The organism is Psychrobacillus glaciei (genome assembly GCF_008973485.1).
In the GTDB taxonomy this organism is placed as follows: domain Bacteria; phylum Bacillota; class Bacilli; order Bacillales_A; family Planococcaceae; genus Psychrobacillus; species Psychrobacillus glaciei.
On record NZ_CP031223.1, the window covers coordinates 1,950,735 to 1,968,163 of the forward strand.

The following is a 17,429-nucleotide window of genomic DNA, read 5'->3' on the forward strand; positions in this document are numbered from 1 at the left end:
AAGGGCGCTTGCGCTTTTCTTACTAACGCAGCAGATTAGTTGAAGAAGGAGTTCAGAAGAAGATGGAGAAATTAACTACTAGGGGGAGATACATCTGAAAAGAAATATATTTATAGGATTTTTATTTTTCATAGTTTTTTTAGTCGGGTGTTCAGACGAACAAACATTTGAAGGTTTTTTTTAACAAAAAATGAAAGAAATTCATATAGGTGAAGAAAGTTATTCGTATTCACTTGTTAATAAACAGTTTAATGTCGTACATGAAGACGATGCAATCGCGGTATTCAAAGAGCATAAGAATCAAGAGGAAAAGATATTTATTGCATACTTCGAGAAAGGAGATAATCAATGGGAATGGAAACAAACAAAAGGCTCCACATGGAATCCACCTGTTAAATGGTCTTCTATGAAAAATGAACCTTATATTTACTCTGGTTCAATCAATGATAATTCAATAGCTGAAGTATATGCTGGTGATGAACGAGCAACAATAATTAACGTTGAAGATGAAAAAAGATTTTGGTTTTCTATTAGTCCAATTAAAGACGTGAAAGTTAAGATGGTTAAAACAGGTGGTAATGAAGAAATTATTGAAGAAATTAACTACGAAGAATTAGATAGTAAATAATATTTTGAAGAAATGTAATTTAACTAACGAGTGCTGGAGTAAAGCCTTTTTTACTAACGGTGCAGGTTAGTAAAAAAGGAAATTTAGAAAATAAGTAGAATAGTTATAGTTAAAATAAGAAATATGGTGAGGCGAGATAAAATGCGTAAAACTATTTCTATAATCCTTTTTCTTTTGTTGGTAGTATTGCTTTCGGCTTGTAATGGCAAAACCTCAACGTTTTTTGGGGAAAATGAAAATTGGATAGTAAAATTTAATATCAATAAGAATAATGGTTCAATTGAGGGAACTTTCATTGCAGAATATAAAGGCGGAAATTTAGAAGAACTTTTGAATAAGGAAGTTCTTTATGAGGTAGGTTTTAAAGAACCAACATCTGGAGGTGTTGGTTTTTTAAATGACGAAGGAGTATTAGAAGGTACAGCATTTAAAAAGAGTTGCTATTCAAATTGTGATGGTTCAGAACTTGTTTTTAACGTAATAATAGATGGCAAAGAGGAGAATATAATGCTTAATAAAAAATAGGGATAAAATTGAGGGAACCTTTGATGCCATTTGTGAAGTGTTTTTCATTTAAGCTAACGGGTGCTTTACTTCAATAAGGAGTAAAGCCTTTTTTACTAACGCAGCAGGTTAGTTCAATAAGGAGTTGGATTGAGATTATCGGATAGTAAGGAAAAAAAGGTAATATCAAGAATTTGTCGAAAAACATATATAACAGAGTTATGAGGTGTTTGTGATGTTCAATAATTGTAAAAGTTAGTTGATGTCAAAATTTTTATTGGCAGTATTAATATTAAACTAAAAGAGGTGTTTTACTTGAAAGACCCGAGGATACAAAAGATTGCAGCGTTAATAGTAAACCATTCAATAAAGGTACAACCAAACGAGCATATATTGATACAAACTAATACAGAAATTGAGCTTAGTGTTGTAAGAGAGATTATTAAGGAAATTCATATAGCTGGCGGTTTTGCACATAGCGATTTAAGAGATGCAACAGTAACAAGACAATTGGTTCTAGGTGGAACAAAAGAGCAGTTTGAAATCCTAGCTGAAATTGAAGTAGATCGCTTGGCGAAAATGGACGGATATATTAACTTGAGAAGTCCAGTAAATACTTCTGAGCACTCCGATATTCCCAGTGAAAAAATGGAGCTATATGCAAAGACATATGGTAAGTTGCAGTCTGAAGCCATCTATAAGAAAAAGTGGATGACAACTCGTTTTCCTAATGCGTCTATGGCACAGGAAGCTCGTATGAGTACAGAAGCTTTTGAAGACTTCTATTTTGATATTTGTACGGTGGACTACAAGAAACTTTCTGAAGCAATGGAACCATTAAAAGATTATATGGAAAAAACAAAGGTGGTCGAAATTAAAGGACCGCAAACTGATTTAACTTTCTCCATTGAAAATATGGGTGTGATTAAAGGCGATGGTACCGATAATATTCCCGATGGCGAGTTGTATACAGCGCCTATTAGAGATTCTGTAAATGGAACCATCACTTTTAATACACCTTCGACGTTCAATGGATTTACATATGAAAATATTTCACTGACATTTGCCAATGGAAAAGTGGTCAATGCATCAGCAAATCATTCGGAGAAACTTAATGAAATACTTAATACAGATGAAGGAGCAAGTTTCGTTGGTGAATTTGCGTTAGCCTTTAATCCGAAAGTGAAAGTTCCAATGAATAATACGTTATTCGATGAAAAAATTGATGGGAGTTTCCATATTGCTTTAGGTAGCTGTTTTGACGAAGCAGATAATGGGAATAAATCCGCCATTCATTGGGATTTAATATCTATACAGCGACCTGATTATGGTGGGGGAGAAATCTATTTTGATGGTCAGTTAATAAGGAAAGACGGGCGGTTTGTTATTCCTGAATTAGATGTATTAAATCCAGAAAAAATACTAGCTCAATAAAATCACAGTATAGCTCGGAAGTGTAAAATAAATAGTCCTTATTGAACTAACGGGTGCTTTACTTTAATAAGGAGTAGAGTCTTTTTTACTAAAGCAACAGTTTAGTTGAAGAAGGAATTATTCAACTTAGCGAGAATCTTATTACATTGGAGGGGAAATGAATATGAACGATTTATTTACAATAGACTGCGGTGAAATACTATTAAGAGAGTTTAGAATAGAAGATGTAGATGCTATTTATGAACTGACTTCACAACCTGAAATTTATGAGTTTTTACCAGATTGGCGTTCGACTAGAGAACAAAGGTTAGATTGGGTTACAAATTATGAGATACCGGATAATAAAGAGTTTTTAGCTAATGTCCCAAGCATAGGTGAAAGGTGGCTGAAGTTGGGAATTGTTTTAAAAGAAACTGATGAATTTATTGGTTTCTGTAATACTGGTATTAAAGAGGAACTAATTGGAACAAATCGAGAAGTTGCTTACTCTATTTCTAAGCATTATAGAAATAAGGGGTACACAACACAAGCAGTAAAAGGATTAGTAAATTACCTATTTGAAAACACTGATGTTAAACAATTGAACGCTGTGGTTCTTCCACGCAATGCAGCTTCAAATAAAGTAATAGCAAAATGTGGCTTTCATCTTAGAGGGAATGTTGAGATTGAAGATCAAATACATTATCATTACATGCTTGTAAAAAAATGATGAATTAAGTTTCAACTAACGGGTGCGTTAGTCAAATAGAGCAACGTCCTTTAAGACGTTGCTCCTTTTGCATTTAAAAGTACTTCTGATAATACTCTTTTCTTAACCTTCCGCTTAACTGAGCATAGATCTTGGTGGTTTCACTTTTCTCATGCCCCATAAGACTTTGTATGACTTCAAGAGGAGCTCCATTATTCAACAAATGAGTTGCGTAGCTGTGTCGAAGTTGGTGTGGATGAATTTCTTTATTAATTTCCGCACGATTGGAGATTCGCTTGATAATGTATCGCATTTGGGCGACGCTCATTTTGTGTGGCTGTCTGGCTGTTACAAAAATAGCAGAGTTCTGATCATTCCGACTTTCTATATAGCGTTTAAGCCATATATCGCAACGTGTATTAAAATAGACCTCCCTTTCCTTGTCTCCTTTTCCTCTTACGATCGCGGATTGATTGGACCAATTAATATGGTTCTTTTCTAACGCAACTACTTCTCCAATTCGACAACCAGTAGAAAACATGAATTCAAAAATTGCTTTTTCGATTGGGGAATGACAGGATTCACGAAGGTGTTCGATCTCCCGTTCGGTTAAATATTTAGGTATCCGCTTTCCCACTTTGGGTTCTTTGATTTTGGAAGTTGGATTCTTACTCAGATAGCCTTCTTCGTGCGACCAACGAAAAAATGACTTCATAAAACGAATGCGATGTGCAAGACTTGCTGGTTTTAAATGCTTACCGGATATAGCGAGATATTCTTTCAGTTGATTTGTATCCAGTAACTCTATCTCTACATCCTTAAAATAATCAATTAGTAACAAAGACTGTAATCGGTAGGCCTTCAACGTTTGTGGCGAAAAGCCCTCTATTCGCTTATCAGCTTCAAACGAAGCCCATGCTTTTGTTAGTAACAATTCTATTCCCCCTAAAATAGTAATATTAAAAGGATTATTGCCAATTTTATAGAATTATAGACATATGGTCTGTTTTGACTAACGCAGCAGTTTAGTTGAAGAAGAAATGAACTTTTGATAATTCCAAATGGAAAATTTAATCCTAATTGAATCTTTTATTTGTTTCTAACGTAGTAAAGAAAAGGGGGTTTAATTCATCATTTCTAAAAAAGAAATAAAAGTAACAATTACTATTTACTCATAGGGAAATGGGGGTTATCTTTTTGTGGAATGTTTTTGAAGTGGTTGTAATACTAATTGTTTTTACAATGGCAATTTTAATACATGAAATGGGCCATGCAATTGCAGTACTTTTACGAAATAAGAAAGCAAAGGCAGATATATATATATTGGTTCATTAAGTAAAGAGAAAAAACTGAAGCTAAGTCTTGGAAGAATTACATTTTATCTAACCATATCCTTTTCAGGTTTCTGTTGTGTTTCGAATCCAGAAGAATTACCGCCATCTACAAATAAACAAAGACTTATTTTTTTTGCGGGTGGACCGATAGCTTCATTGTTTGGTTTTGTAACACTATATTTTATCTCCCATTTAATTTCTGGCGTGTTAGGCATTATAATTAACAGAGTTGAAATCATTAGTTTTATTGTATTCTTAACTTCATCAATTCCCTATACTTATCCTTCATTCCTAAGACATTTAGGCGGTTTTCAATCTGATGGTTTAAGAATTTTTAACCTACTTAAAGAAATTAGAAAACACCATAAAGTAGTTTCATAAGAAGAAAATCTCTTATTATACCTACAGGGGCATTGATCCAGCAATGGGTTTAGCGTCCTATTTGTTGAACTTATTGTACCCTTCTAATCGCAACACTGGTTGGGAGAAAAATAAACAAGTAATTTTGTTAAGCTAACGGGTGCTTTAGCAGATCAAAACCATCATTTCGATGGTCTATTTATTTATCCAAAATATCAAGTAATTCGTAAAATACAATATGGAACCATTTTAGTCTAAATGGAGGTGAGTGTATTGAGTTTAGCTACTTGGTTTGCCGTCGGCATTGGCACGGCTGTTGCAATAGGTTTATTCGGAAAATCGAAAAGGAAAAAATAAATTCGTTTCTTCAATTTGAAGAAACGTTCTTTTTTTACTAACGGGTGCTTTACTTCAAGAAGGTGTTAAGCCTTTTTCTTATTGACCTTACGAAGCAGGTTATATAGGGGTAGTTGTATGAAAAAATCTTAAAAGACATTCATTTTTGGAAAAGTAATATTATTAATTTTGATAGTGGCAATAGATAATTAACTTTAAAGAGATATTAAGATAGGAGAGGTTTCTTGAATAAAAGATTTAAGATTTTGATTATCTTATCAATCATTTTAGCTGTTTCATGGTTGGCTGTATCTTTTTTTAGCCAAGATAAAAAGACTGCTGAAGAGATTGCAAATAAAGTCTTTTCTTATCCACTTCCTCCAAAAACAAAATTACTGGAACAAGGATTTGATTATGGAGTAGGGTACGGTGGAGGACCATGGGGTAGTGGGGGACGACCAACTTTAGTTGTCTATAAAAAGTTATATTCTGAACTTAGTGAAAAAGAAGTGTATGAATATTATAAAGAATCAGAAAGAGTATTAGAAAGTGGTTTCGAAATTTACTTTGAAGGCGACGAAGAGATTAATAAGACTTTTGATGGTAAGAGGACTTGGTATGAAGGAAAGACCCGTGAGAATCTTCATGCCAAAGATAATACCGGAGAACCGATAGAATTCATCGTCCAGGTAAGAACAGAATTTACTTCTGCCTTCGGAGCTTTGGCTAGATATTAAATACTAAGAAGAAATGGCACTGACTCCCCTTATTACTCCTTGTTCAACTAACGCAGCAGTTTAGTGAAAATATATAAATGACAAATGGAGGGGTTGGAGAATGGGGAGAACTAAGAAGATTTTTAAAATTACACTATTGATTATTCTTATTGGAATAGTAATTGTACCGATAGTATCAATACAAGCAAATAAATATATCTACAAAAATAGGGTAACTACTTACCTGATTGAAGAAAAAGGCTTTAAAAAACAGGATATTGAATCCGTTGAGGGTGTATGGGGATTTAAGCTACCAGCATTCTATGCAATTGTTACCTTCAAAAATGAACCATATGTTGAGTATACCTATTTTGCGCACGACAACGATGTATTTCAATTTAATTACGAAATCATTGAAGAGGGACAGAAAGAAGGCATTAAAGAGGAAGACTTAAAGAACTATAATCCACGTTATTGAAATAACGCCGCAGTTTAGTTTAATAAGAACTTTTATTGGGAGGTGGTATTTTGTTCAATTGTTCTCGTAAAAAATGGGTAGTTTGGTTGGTTATTTTATTCTTAATAGTAGGTTTTTTATTTTATTTATATTTTGAGGAAGAAAAATCTTATAAAAGTAGTTCGATGTTTTTTGAAATTGAAAAGAAAGAACATTATATTGAACCAGGAAAATATATGAAGATGTGGGTTATAGGCTCTAATGCTAATGATAACAGTCCAAATAAAGAGAGATATAAGGTAATGATTGAGGACTCAAGAATATATAATTTGTTAGAGGAAGGTAATGAATACTTTGTAAATATTCAAGGTGTAAATAAGAGGAATCAATCAGAATATATATATACTTTTGGTCAATTAGGTTTGGTTGATGGAACACAATTGGTTGGAAAAGGAATAATTGAATAATTAACTAACGGGTGCTTTTCTTCAAGAAGGAGTAAAGCCTTTTTCCTTATTGGACTAACGCAGCAGCGCGACAAGTTTTGTTATAAGCACTAATGTGTGAAAAAACAAGGGATTTCTTCGGAAATCCTAACTTTATAACCGAGGATAGGAATGATAAAACCACGTATTTTGAAACTATCCCATTGATACTCCTGCATGCGTCATAATAGACAGATTATGGGGTCTGAAGCTCAGGTAAAGTCGGCAGAACAAAGGCTGAAGCCACTCCTCACGGAAAAGGTATGCCAATGGATATGTCGGATGGCTGAAAAACTAAATATGGTGAGAATTTTCTTACGGAAAAGAACAGACGAACTTCCGAATGTACGGGTCTAAAGTTAGAGCATAAGGAAACTTGTGTACCATCCAACGATGGGGTGAGTGACGTGGAGTAAAAATTGCTGCTCTGAAACACGTTATACCGAACAATGGCGGTATCCAGCTCATAGGCTTACAGGAAGCACCTAAGTTTAGAAAAAGATAGCTAGGTTATAAGGTACTTGGAAAATAAGGAACGTTGGATCAAGGGCTGTCACCCGAAACGGTTGCTATAAGCTAAATGGCGAAATGCATTTGTCCTTATGAGGGTAGGGGTACGACCAGTGAAACCTCTGTAATGGAGGTGGAGGAACAGCCCCAAGTCTAGCGATAGGTAATAATTATTTTTCAACTGTGCATTGCACCGGTCTGGTAAGAACGTGGGAACATCATTTCATATAAGAATGATGCCACAGTGCAAGCTCTTCGATGAAGAGTAACTTGAAACTTATAATTAATAATACCATCGTTAGATGGAACGCGGAATGCTTGGAAACTGGCACGTTCCGTGCGGAGTAGGGGAAAAGCCAGAGATAACTTCAAACGTTTACCTATTACTAACGTTTAGTTTAAGAAGGAAATTTAGAAAAAAAGTCGAATAGATATAGTTAAAATAAGGAATATGGTGAGGAGAGATAAAAATGCGTAAAACTGTTTCTATCGTCCTTTTTTTATTGTTGGTAGTATTTCTTTTAGCTTATAATGGCAAAACCTCAACATTTTTGGGGGAAAGTGAAAATTGGACAGTAAAATTTAATATCAATAAGAATAATAAGCTAGTTGAGGGAAATTATGCTGCAGAATTTAAAGGCAAAAATTTAGAAGAACTTTTGAAGAAGGAAGTTCATTATCAGGTAGATTATAAAACATCATCATCTGGGGGCAGTGCTTACTTAAATGATAAGGGAATATTAGAAGGTACAGCGTTTAAAAAGGGTTGTGGATGGGGTTGTTCATATGCCGAAATTGATAGTTCAGAACTTATTTTTACTGTAATGATAGATGGTGAAAGTGAGAATATAACACTTAATCCAAGCAGGTAGTATAAAGATAAAAAAATAACTAATGTGATTGAAATAAACCTTTATTGCCAGTTGTGAAGTCTTTTTTGTTGAACTACCATGAAAATTAATTTCTTCAAGTAAAGAAAAATGACAATACTTAAGAAGACCCCTGCTTAATCGTAAAAAAAAAGAGGAGAGCGGAGATTAATAAGTCTATTGATTTCGGTGGACTACTAGTATTGACTCCTCTAACCATTTTCATTCTCTGTGGTGCAGCATTGATTTTGTGCTGGATGTATGGCTAACGGGTGCTTAGTTGAAGATCATAGAACTGTTAAGACGGCTCTTTTTTTTGGATTAGCTTAACTGGTAAGAGGAAGAAGAAGGAGCTTATAGGAAGTTGTCGAAGTAAATATTATATGGGGAACATCTCAACAACCTCGTAATAATAGAACAATAGACTACGAAAGAGTAAAAAGGATTACTCTATTACGAAGGTGGAATAAAATTGAAAATTTTATTAGAACTAGTACGAATAATAATTATCTTTACATTTTTCGGTGTTTTGGGTGCGACGATTATAGGAAACACATATATAAGATTCGGAATATACGAAAATTACTCATTGTCGGGTGGAATAGCTATTTTGTTGCTACTCTTTGTTTTGTATAGGAATAAGTGGCAATTCTCTGGGTGGTATAAAGGAAAAGGTAGAGAAAAGCTTTCAAAGACTGTTTCATGGACACTAGTTTTAGTTTCTTTTGTACTAATTATCTCACCATTGATATTAAGTTCTTTATTTAACTAACGGGGCAGCATTCCTGTTTGAAAGATGTTCGGGGTCTTGCAGAAAAAAGAGCCCTCTAGTATGATGCTGAGTGTCAACGACCATTGACCCATCATCTACAAGGAGGACTCCTAAATGCATTCTAAAATGAATAACAAAATTAATCAAGTAACTGAAAATACACTCGTCGTTGGTATAGACATAGCGAAGCACGTGCATTACGCCTGCTTTGTCGATGAACGAGGACGTGTGATAGAAAAAGCATTTTCTGTACATCAATCAAAAGAAGGATTCGAAAGCTTGTATGAAAAAATTAGACAAACGCTGCTGGAAACACAGAAAACGGAAGTCATCGTCGGCATTGAACCAACAGGTCACTACTGGATGAACTTAGCCTATTTTTTAGATCAATACGACATTCCACTTGTCATGGTAAATCCAATGCACGTCAAACGTTCGAAAGAACTTGATGATAATTTGCCGACTAAAAATGATAAAAAAGATGCATTAGTCATCGCGCGATTATTGAAAGATGGACGCTTTAGCTATCCGCGAATATTAAAAGAAGTAGAAGCTGAACTACGGATTGGTTCTACTCTTAGATCAAAGTTAACGGAGGATCTAGCAAGTATTAAAAATCGAATCATTCGTTGGCTCGATCGATATTTTCCTGAATTCACTCAAGTCTTTCCTTCTTTCGGAAAAATGGCACTTACTGCATTAGAAAGAACACCAATGCCACAGGACATTCAAGGGAAAACCGCGGAAGAACTTGTATTTCTCTACCGTCAGGTAGGGGGTATGAGAGCTCCACAACTACCAAAAGCTAAGCTACTCATTGAAAAGGCTTCAAACTCTATTGGACTGACAGAAGGACAAAAGATGGCCAAACATGAAATCGCCACACTCCTACGTCAGTTTCGCTTATTAGAAGCTGAAATCGAAGCAGTGAATGACCAATTAACTGAAATGGCAAAGACAACGATGGAATATGACCTACTCGCGTCAGTACCAGGTTTAGGTGATGCGACGATTGTTGATCTACTTTCCGAAGTAGGGAGCTTTTCACTTTACGAAAATCCACGCCAACTCATTAAACTAGCGGGACTAACATTACGTGAAAACTCTTCTGGTCAACATAAGGGTCAAAAACATATATCAAAACGTGGACGTAAGAGACTTAGACATATCCTTTTCAAAGTGATTGTTCCTTTGATTCGGCATAACCTAGCATTCAAACAACTTCATGAATACTACACCACAAGGAATCAGAATCCCTTAAGGGGCAAGCAATCGATGGTAGTACTCTGTGGTAAATTACTAAAAATATTACATGGGATTTGTAAAAAGAAAGTGTATTTTAACGAGCAACTTATGATGAAAGATCTCTACTGTCTCGGAGAGGCAGCGTAAGCATTTCAATCAAAGAGCTATAACAAAAAGGATGATACGGAGAAGCCGGCAATATTACTAAACTTAGACTATGAGTCCCCGGGGCAGCTTAGCAGGCCTCTGCCTTATGAATAGACCGAACGAAGGAATGTAAGCGCGTTGACGCTAAGAGACATGGGAGGGTACGTCGTCATAAGCATCGCAGAGATCCATTGTGCATCGAAATAATGGAGATAAAAGCTAATGATTTCCATTAGTTTTAGCGAAGCGTACGCTCAACTTGGTAATAAAATCTATAAATTCAAGACTCTGTTTATCAGAGAAGAGAAAAATATTTTTCTTTAATCACGAAGTGATGAAAACCGTTGATATCTCAATGTTTATAGAGGGAGTTTAGTCGAACAAGGTAAATGGATGGATGAGATTGTAATAGTGATGTAAGGGAGAAATAATTATGGGATATAAGTTTAAAATTATGACACAAGAACAAGCGGAAGATATTGCATTTAATTGGCACTATGAAGCTGAATATTCTTTTTACGATATGGAGGCAGATAAAGAAGATTTAGTTGAGTTCTTAGACTCTAAAAAACGAGGTGACTCAAATTTTGTTGTTACTAAAGACAATAATATTATAGGCTTCTTTAGCTTTAATAAAGTTGATATAAATACCATAGATATAGGGTTAGGGATGAGACCAAATTTAATCGGTAATGGAAATGGATTGGAATTTTTAAAAGCAGGTTTAGAGTTTGCTAAATCAAAATATACACCCCAAAAAATAACGTTATCAGTAGCAGTTTTCAATCAGAGGGCGATAAAAGTATATAGAAAAATTGGATTTGAAGATGTCGATACTTTTATGCAGGATACAAACGGAGATAGTTTTGAATTTCTAAAGATGTCTTACCAATGCTAATTTAGATAGTAGGTCTTCTTCAAAGAATGGGTGCTTTACTTCAAGAAGGAGTAAAGCCTTTTTACTAACGCAGCAGTTTAGTTGAACTAGTAGATTTTGTTTTAAAGTTTTTAGATAGTCATATTAAGGAGGAGTTTATAGGTGTCAAACCATGAGAACGAAGAAATTCTAACAGGAGGGAATGTCTCTAATGTTTATCGTTCGGGAGATACTGTGCGAAGAGAATTAAAGCCAGATAGTCCCAAAGTTCATAAGCTATTAAAACATTTGGAGAACAAAGGTTTCAGTTATGCACCAAATTTTTTAGGTATTGATGAAAAAGGAAGAGAAATATTATCATTTATTGAAGGGGAAGCTGGTAATTATCCTTTAAAAGAATATATGTGGTCTAATGATTTTTTAAAAGAAATAGCGAAGATGCTCTGTCTTTATCATGATTCTGTGAGTGATTTTTCAATTGAAGAAAGCTGGCAAGCAATAGATAATACCCCCGAACCATTTGAGGTACTATGTCATAATGATTTTGCAATATACAATCTTATTTTTAATCATAGAAAACTAGTAGGTATTATTGATTTTGATGTTGCCGGGCCTGGTCCAAGACTTTGGGACATAGCCTATACTCTTTACACTTGCGTTCCCTTAAGTAGAGTTTATCATTCTGAGACAGGTGAGGCTGTTTATTATAATTCATTACAGCATTCCGACCGTATAAAACAAAGAGTCAAATTGTTTTTTGAATCCTATGGTAAGGGAATAGAAAAGGATTATTTGGAGATGGTATTGTTACGATTAGAAGGATTATGTAAAACCATTAAAAGAAAAGCTAGTGAAGGTGATATTGCTTTTCAAAAGATGATAGATGAAGGGCACGTTGAACATTATCAAAATGATATTAAATTTATTCATGAACATGGAAAAGAGTGGATTTAAGAGTAGGTTTTATTGAACTAACTGGTGCTTTAGTCAAGTAGAGCAACGTCTTTTAAGGCGTTGCTCCTTTTTACATTTAAAAGTACTTCTGATAATACTATTTCCTTAACCTTCCACTTAATTGAGCGTATATCCTTGTGGTTGCACTTTTCTCATGCCCCATTAGTCTTTGTATGATTTCAATAGGAGCTCCATTATACAACAAATGAGTTGCATAGCTGTGTCTAAGTTGGTGTGGATGAATCTCTTTGATAATTTCAGCACGATTGGAAATCCGCTTGATGATGTATCGCATTTGAGCGACACTCATTTTATGTGGCTGCCTTGCTGTTACAAAGATGGCGGGATTATTATCATTAAGACTTTCAATATAACGTTTAAGCCAGATGTCGCAACGTATATTAAAATAAACTACCCTCTCCTTATCACCTTTCACTCTAACAATTGCGGATTGATTGGACCAATTAATATGGTTCTTTTCTAAAGCAACTAATTCTCCAATTCGACAACCGGTAGAAAACATGAATTCGAAAATCGCTCTTTCCATTGGGGAATTACAGGATTCACGAAGGTGTTTAATCTTCCGTTCAGTTAAATACTTGGGTATACGCTTCCCTATCTTGGGCTCTTTAATTCTGGATGTTGGATTCTTAATCAAGTAGCCTTCTTCATAAGACCATCGAAAAAACGATTTCATAAAGCGGGTACGATGTGCAAGACTGGCTGGTTCAAATGCTTACCGGATGTAGCAAGATATTCCTTCAGTTGATTTGTATCCAGCAGTTCCATCTCTACATCTTTAAAATAACCAATTAGTAGCAAAAACTGTAACTGGTATGCTTTCAACGTATGGGAAGAAAAGCCATCTATTCTCTTATCCGTTTCAAAAGAATCCCATGCTTTTGACAGTTACAATTCCATACCCCCTAAAATAGTAATATTAAAGGGATTATTGCCAACTTAATAGAATTATAGACATAATGCGTGATTTTACTAACGAGGCAGGTGTGCGGCCGAGCCTAGGTCGTATCATATAGCGGGTGGGTAGAAAGCCAAATGGTTGAAGGGATTGAGCTCCATAATGTTAGTAAATCGAGAGGGCCCTACCGGTCTTTTCTTCTTATAGAAGAGTATGGTGTACAAGCGATAAAAAGCAAGGAAACCAAATGCCGATGTAGGGAGTCGGATAGCAGAATAAGCAAATCTGATCGAAAGAGATTAGGTACATCTTGTGAATGGTGACTTGGAGGAGCCGTGTGCGTAAATAGCGCAAGAACGGTTCTGTGAGGGGGGAGGAACACAATCTACCGCAAGGTAGAAAGGTTCCCTTCTACTCGACTAGTTGCACAGTGTTGATTAACTTGTGTTCAACTATCGAGCCATTTTGCTGAATAATTGTTAAAAGAAATGTAACTGTAATTGTATTAGAACAGGAAGGAGGATTACTATGACAATAAATAGGGGAAATTTAAAGATCTGCTCTATGCAAAGTTAGCACTATGAACAACGGCGGTTGTTTGTATAGGGCTAGAAATTTTTTCCGTCTGCAAAGTGATCATTGTTTATAGTAATGACTTTGCTACCTTAAAAATTTATTCTAATTTAAGGAGCGAAGCTAACATGAAATATGTAAATGCAAAAAGCATCTTTCCAAAAGAACTGCTGAAGGAAATACAGAAATATGTAAATGGAGAAATGGTTTATGTCCCTATTTCAAAGGGATTACACATGAAATGGGGAGAAAGTTCAGGGAGTAAAAATTATTTAAACCATAGAAACCATGAGATCCGGCAACAATTTTCGGTAGGGGTAACTATAGATCAACTTTCAAATCAATTCTTTCTTTCTCACGATAGTATTAAAAAAATAGTATACTCAAAAAAATAGTTTTTATATATCACAATGGATTAAATCTGAGGTGACTTTTCTAAGTAAAGAACATTTTATAATCGTTTATTATATATATTCATTGGACTGCTCTTATTACAATTACAGCATATACAAATACAGTTTTAAAAGGAGAAGCCTATGAAAATTGATGTTCGTTTAACAGATAAAAGTGAAGCTTATATTATAAAAAACTTATATCCTTTATACCTATATGACCTTTCTGGACAATATGGTAGAATCCCGAATGTTCACGGGATATATGAGGATAGCGACGATTTTCGAACATTAAATGATCAGTATGAAGTTCAAAATATTTGGTGGGAAAAGCCAGAAATTTTATTCCCCTACGTAATTTTATTAGATGGGATACCAGCAGGATTTATCCTAATAGCAACCCCACCACATTGTAATAAAGGAATTGACTATTTTGTAAATGAGTTCTTCTTAATTCAATCATTAAGAGGGAAAGGTATTGCTGAAATAGCAACAAATATAGTATTTGAGCAATTTAAAGGGAACTGGGAGTTGTTTACTAACCCATTTGAGAAAAACATTGCTGGACAAAAATTTTGGAGGAGGTCAATATCAAATTACACTAATGGAGTCTACACAGAGATATACGGGGAAACGTTTGATGGACAAAAGAGTATTTTTCGATTTGATAATTCCGGAAAACAATAGATTTCCAAATAGCTCATTTTAACAACGGGTAGTGTTATTTGAATAGACTATGTTCTTACATAAACAGGCGCGATTGTTGTATAAGCTTCACGTATTTTCTTCAACTAACGGAGGCTTTTGTGAAAGGTCGTTGAGCTGCTTAAGCAACTCTTTTCTCTTATTCAACTAAAGCAGCAGTTTAGTTGAATAAGAAGGTTCTATTGCGATTATGGTGAATAAGTTAATATATGTAAATTATTGAACAAAAGCTAATAAGTAAGTGTAACAGTAGGGTTATTTATAACTAATTGTGAGAGGAGGCGTTGGGGGTGAACGGAAACAAATTAAAGATATCCGTGTTAATAATAAGTATCTTTTTTATACTATCAACAACACTTTTTATGATTTTCAATATTAACTCAAATTATCAAGCAAACAGACTAGAGATGACTAAATGCTTTGATAAGGATGCGGGTATAAGCTTGGTAGTAGAGAAAAAATTCTTGACATCCAAAACTACAGTTACTTGCGAAGAAAGCTAACTTGAATTTAGAACTCTTATTTGAGGTCTTTTATTACGAACATCCCATCAACTCAACTGTTGTATTATTGGTATTTCAACACGCTGGTGCCATAATCTTTTTAGCTTTCCTAACTAACGAGTACTTTAGCAGAACAGGGCTGTCAGTAGACAGCCTTTATTGTTATTCAACTAAAGTAAACAGTAGAGTTTAACAAGGATATAAATAAATAAGTTGTGGCAAGGAGGAATTGTAGTGAATCCATTATTATTAGATATACCATTACAATTAGAGACAGAAAGGTTATTATTACGAGCACCTAGGCAATCAGGAGACGGTAGTGTTGTTAATGATGCAATAAAAGATTCTTTTAATGCATTAAAGAATTGGTTGCCATTTGCACAGACAATCCCTACTCTTGAGGAAACAGAAGGGAATTTGAGAGAAGCATATATTAACTTCTTAAAAAGAGATAGTTTACGTTTTCTGATATTCCATAAAGACACTAAAGATTTTATAGGAGTAACAAGCTTTGAGTGTTTAAACTGGGACATCCCAAAAAGTCATATTGGGTATTGGATTAACACAAGGTTTAGTGGTAACGGATATATGTTAGAAGCGGTAAGAGGATTATGTGAATTAGGTTTAAATCATATTAACTTTAAGAGAGTTGAAATTAGATGTGAATCCACAAATCTAAAGAGTCGTTCTATTCCCGAAAAATTAGGATTTGAGTTAGAAGGGATTTTAAAGAATGAGGATTTATCAGCAGATGGTAGTAAACTAACAGATACTTGTATTTATGTCAAAGTTTAAAAAAGTACATTGTGAAGAATTACACTTAAACTAACGAGTGCTTTAGTGGAAGTTAATTGAGTTGCAATGCAGCTCATTTTTTTGTTCAACTAAAGCAGCAGGTTACTTGAATAAGAATATATGTCGATTGTTATTAGAAAAGGAGAAAAATCACATGTTTGAAATAATCTATGCATTAATTGGGCTAATCATTTGCACCTCTATAGTAATCTTTTTTATGAAAAAAAACGGGGGCATAAAGATTTTTATTCTAGTGTTATTACAGTACCCTTTTTTGGAATCCTATGTTTATTGATTATAAATTGGGGGGTTCAGAGGATTATATTGCCATTAAAAATAAGAACTTTCAAACAGTGAGTGGTCAATGTGTCGTAACAGAATTTGAATCAACGGGTAGAACAACTATCCATCAACTTCACGTAGAAATTAATGGTCTTGTTGTTTTGGAGAGTTTGATGATTTTAGTGATGTTAGGCAAGGGACCTATCCCTGTACTATAAAATATATCGAGAAAACTCGCACACTGTTTAGCATCATGCCCAATTCCACTAACAAATAAATTTGGATGAAAATTGATCTGAATTGTAATAATAAAAAAAAATCTTAGTGAACATTTCGCCCATTACTTGAATTAGATGAAATGGTGCTTGTTCAACTAACGGAGTGCTTTAGTAAAAAACCATTGAGCTTAGGTGGCTTTATTTTCTTATAGAACTAACGCAGCAGCGCGACAAGTTTTGTTATAAGCACTAATGTGTAAAACAAGGGATTTCTTCGGAAATCCTAACTTTATAACCGAGGATAGGAATGATAAAACCACGTATTTTGAAACTATCCCATTGATACTCCAGCATGCGTCATAATAGACAGATTATGGGGTCTGAAGCTCAGGTGAAGTCGGGAACAAAGGCTGAAGCCACTCCTCACGGAAAAGGTTTGCCAATGGATATGTCGGATGGCTGAAAAACTAAATATGGTGAGAATTTTCTTATGGAAAAGAACAGACGAGCTTCCGAATGTACGGGTCTAAAGTTAGAACATAAGGAAACTTGTGTACCATCCAACGATGGGGTGAGTGACGTGGAGTAAAAATTGCTGCTCTGAAACACGTTATACCGAACAATGGCGGTATCCAGCTCATAGGCTTACAGGAAGCACCTAAGTTTAGAAAAAGATAGCTAGGTTATAAGGTACTTGGAAAATAAGGAACGTTGGATCAAGGGCTG

18 protein-coding genes are annotated in these 17,429 nt (G+C 34.7%); 16 read left to right on the forward strand and 2 right to left on the reverse strand.

Annotated features, from left to right (window positions below; translation table 11 throughout):
* Window positions 1-190 precede the first annotated feature (190 nt).
* The 4 genes from PB01_RS09030 to PB01_RS09045 all read left to right on the forward strand — a co-directional run bounded on the left by PB01_RS09030 (window position 191) and on the right by PB01_RS09045 (window position 3,275).
* Window positions 191-628 carry a hypothetical protein gene (locus PB01_RS09030; RefSeq protein WP_151699906.1) on the forward strand — a complete coding sequence of 146 codons (438 nt, stop codon included), beginning with the start codon at window positions 191-193 and terminating at the stop codon, window positions 626-628.
* A gap of 141 nt (window positions 629-769) precedes the next feature.
* Window positions 770-1,153 carry a hypothetical protein gene (locus tag PB01_RS09035; RefSeq protein WP_151699907.1) on the forward strand — a complete coding sequence of 128 codons (384 nt, stop codon included), beginning with the start codon at window positions 770-772 and terminating at the stop codon, window positions 1,151-1,153.
* A 294-nt stretch (window positions 1,154-1,447) separates the two neighbouring features.
* On the forward strand, window positions 1,448-2,566 hold the full coding sequence (locus PB01_RS09040; RefSeq protein WP_192797526.1) for an aminopeptidase: 1,119 nt from the start codon (window positions 1,448-1,450) through the stop codon (window positions 2,564-2,566).
* A gap of 163 nt (window positions 2,567-2,729) precedes the next feature.
* Window positions 2,730-3,275, forward strand: coding sequence for a GNAT family N-acetyltransferase (locus tag PB01_RS09045; protein ID WP_151699909.1), 546 nt, complete (start codon window positions 2,730-2,732; stop codon window positions 3,273-3,275).
* 73 nt (window positions 3,276-3,348) lie between these two features.
* On the opposite strand, the gene xerA is transcribed toward PB01_RS09045, so the two are convergent.
* On the reverse strand, window positions 3,349-4,188 hold the full coding sequence (gene xerA / locus PB01_RS09050) for a site-specific tyrosine recombinase/integron integrase (RefSeq protein ID WP_151699910.1): 840 nt from the start codon (window positions 4,186-4,188) through the stop codon (window positions 3,349-3,351).
* A gap of 263 nt (window positions 4,189-4,451) precedes the next feature.
* On the opposite strand from xerA, the gene PB01_RS21350 reads away from it, so the two are divergent.
* From PB01_RS21350 to PB01_RS09095, 9 genes are all read left to right on the forward strand, one after another.
* A complete protein-coding gene (locus PB01_RS21350; protein WP_225986232.1) occupies window positions 4,452-4,589 on the forward strand; it encodes a hypothetical protein in 138 nt (45 codons plus the stop codon).
* A gap of 940 nt (window positions 4,590-5,529) precedes the next feature.
* Window positions 5,530-6,021, forward strand: coding sequence for a hypothetical protein (locus PB01_RS09060; protein WP_151699911.1), 492 nt, complete (start codon window positions 5,530-5,532; stop codon window positions 6,019-6,021).
* Window positions 6,022-6,121: 100 nt separating this feature from the next.
* Window positions 6,122-6,478, forward strand: a complete 357-nt coding sequence (locus PB01_RS09065) for a DUF3139 domain-containing protein (RefSeq protein WP_151699912.1) — start codon at window positions 6,122-6,124, stop codon at window positions 6,476-6,478.
* Window positions 6,479-6,528: 50 nt separating this feature from the next.
* Complete coding sequence (locus tag PB01_RS09070; RefSeq protein ID WP_151699913.1) at window positions 6,529-6,924, forward strand: hypothetical protein; 396 nt, start codon at window positions 6,529-6,531, stop codon at window positions 6,922-6,924.
* A gap of 998 nt (window positions 6,925-7,922) precedes the next feature.
* Window positions 7,923-8,324, forward strand: a complete 402-nt coding sequence (locus tag PB01_RS09075; protein WP_151699914.1) for a hypothetical protein — start codon at window positions 7,923-7,925, stop codon at window positions 8,322-8,324.
* A 469-nt stretch (window positions 8,325-8,793) separates the two neighbouring features.
* A complete protein-coding gene (locus tag PB01_RS09080; RefSeq protein WP_151699915.1) occupies window positions 8,794-9,093 on the forward strand; it encodes a hypothetical protein in 300 nt (99 codons plus the stop codon).
* 114 nt (window positions 9,094-9,207) lie between these two features.
* Window positions 9,208-10,485 (forward strand): IS110 family RNA-guided transposase, encoded by a 1,278-nt coding sequence (locus PB01_RS09085; protein WP_151699916.1) that lies wholly within the window; start codon window positions 9,208-9,210, stop codon window positions 10,483-10,485.
* Between the two features lie 433 nt (window positions 10,486-10,918).
* Window positions 10,919-11,383 (forward strand): GNAT family N-acetyltransferase, encoded by a 465-nt coding sequence (locus PB01_RS09090; protein ID WP_151699917.1) that lies wholly within the window; start codon window positions 10,919-10,921, stop codon window positions 11,381-11,383.
* A gap of 141 nt (window positions 11,384-11,524) precedes the next feature.
* Window positions 11,525-12,316, forward strand: a complete 792-nt coding sequence (locus PB01_RS09095) for an aminoglycoside phosphotransferase family protein (RefSeq protein ID WP_151699918.1) — start codon at window positions 11,525-11,527, stop codon at window positions 12,314-12,316.
* 97 nt (window positions 12,317-12,413) lie between these two features.
* Here the strand turns inward: PB01_RS09095 and PB01_RS21765 are convergent, their stop codons facing one another.
* On the reverse strand, window positions 12,414-12,863 hold the full coding sequence (locus PB01_RS21765) for a tyrosine-type recombinase/integrase (RefSeq protein ID WP_318837531.1): 450 nt from the start codon (window positions 12,861-12,863) through the stop codon (window positions 12,414-12,416).
* 1,073 nt (window positions 12,864-13,936) lie between these two features.
* On the opposite strand from PB01_RS21765, the gene PB01_RS09105 reads away from it, so the two are divergent.
* The 3 genes from PB01_RS09105 to PB01_RS09115 all read left to right on the forward strand — a co-directional run bounded on the left by PB01_RS09105 (window position 13,937) and on the right by PB01_RS09115 (window position 16,203).
* Entirely contained in the window at window positions 13,937-14,203 is a 267-nt protein-coding gene (locus PB01_RS09105) for a CD3324 family protein (protein WP_151699919.1), read from the forward strand.
* Window positions 14,204-14,344: 141 nt separating this feature from the next.
* Window positions 14,345-14,887 carry a GNAT family N-acetyltransferase gene (locus tag PB01_RS09110; RefSeq protein WP_151699920.1) on the forward strand — a complete coding sequence of 181 codons (543 nt, stop codon included), beginning with the start codon at window positions 14,345-14,347 and terminating at the stop codon, window positions 14,885-14,887.
* A 755-nt stretch (window positions 14,888-15,642) separates the two neighbouring features.
* The gene (locus PB01_RS09115) at window positions 15,643-16,203 is read left to right on the forward strand and encodes a GNAT family N-acetyltransferase (protein WP_151699921.1); all 561 of its coding nucleotides are present in this window, start codon (window positions 15,643-15,645) and stop codon (window positions 16,201-16,203) included.
* The last annotated feature ends 1,226 nt before the right edge of the window (window positions 16,204-17,429 follow it).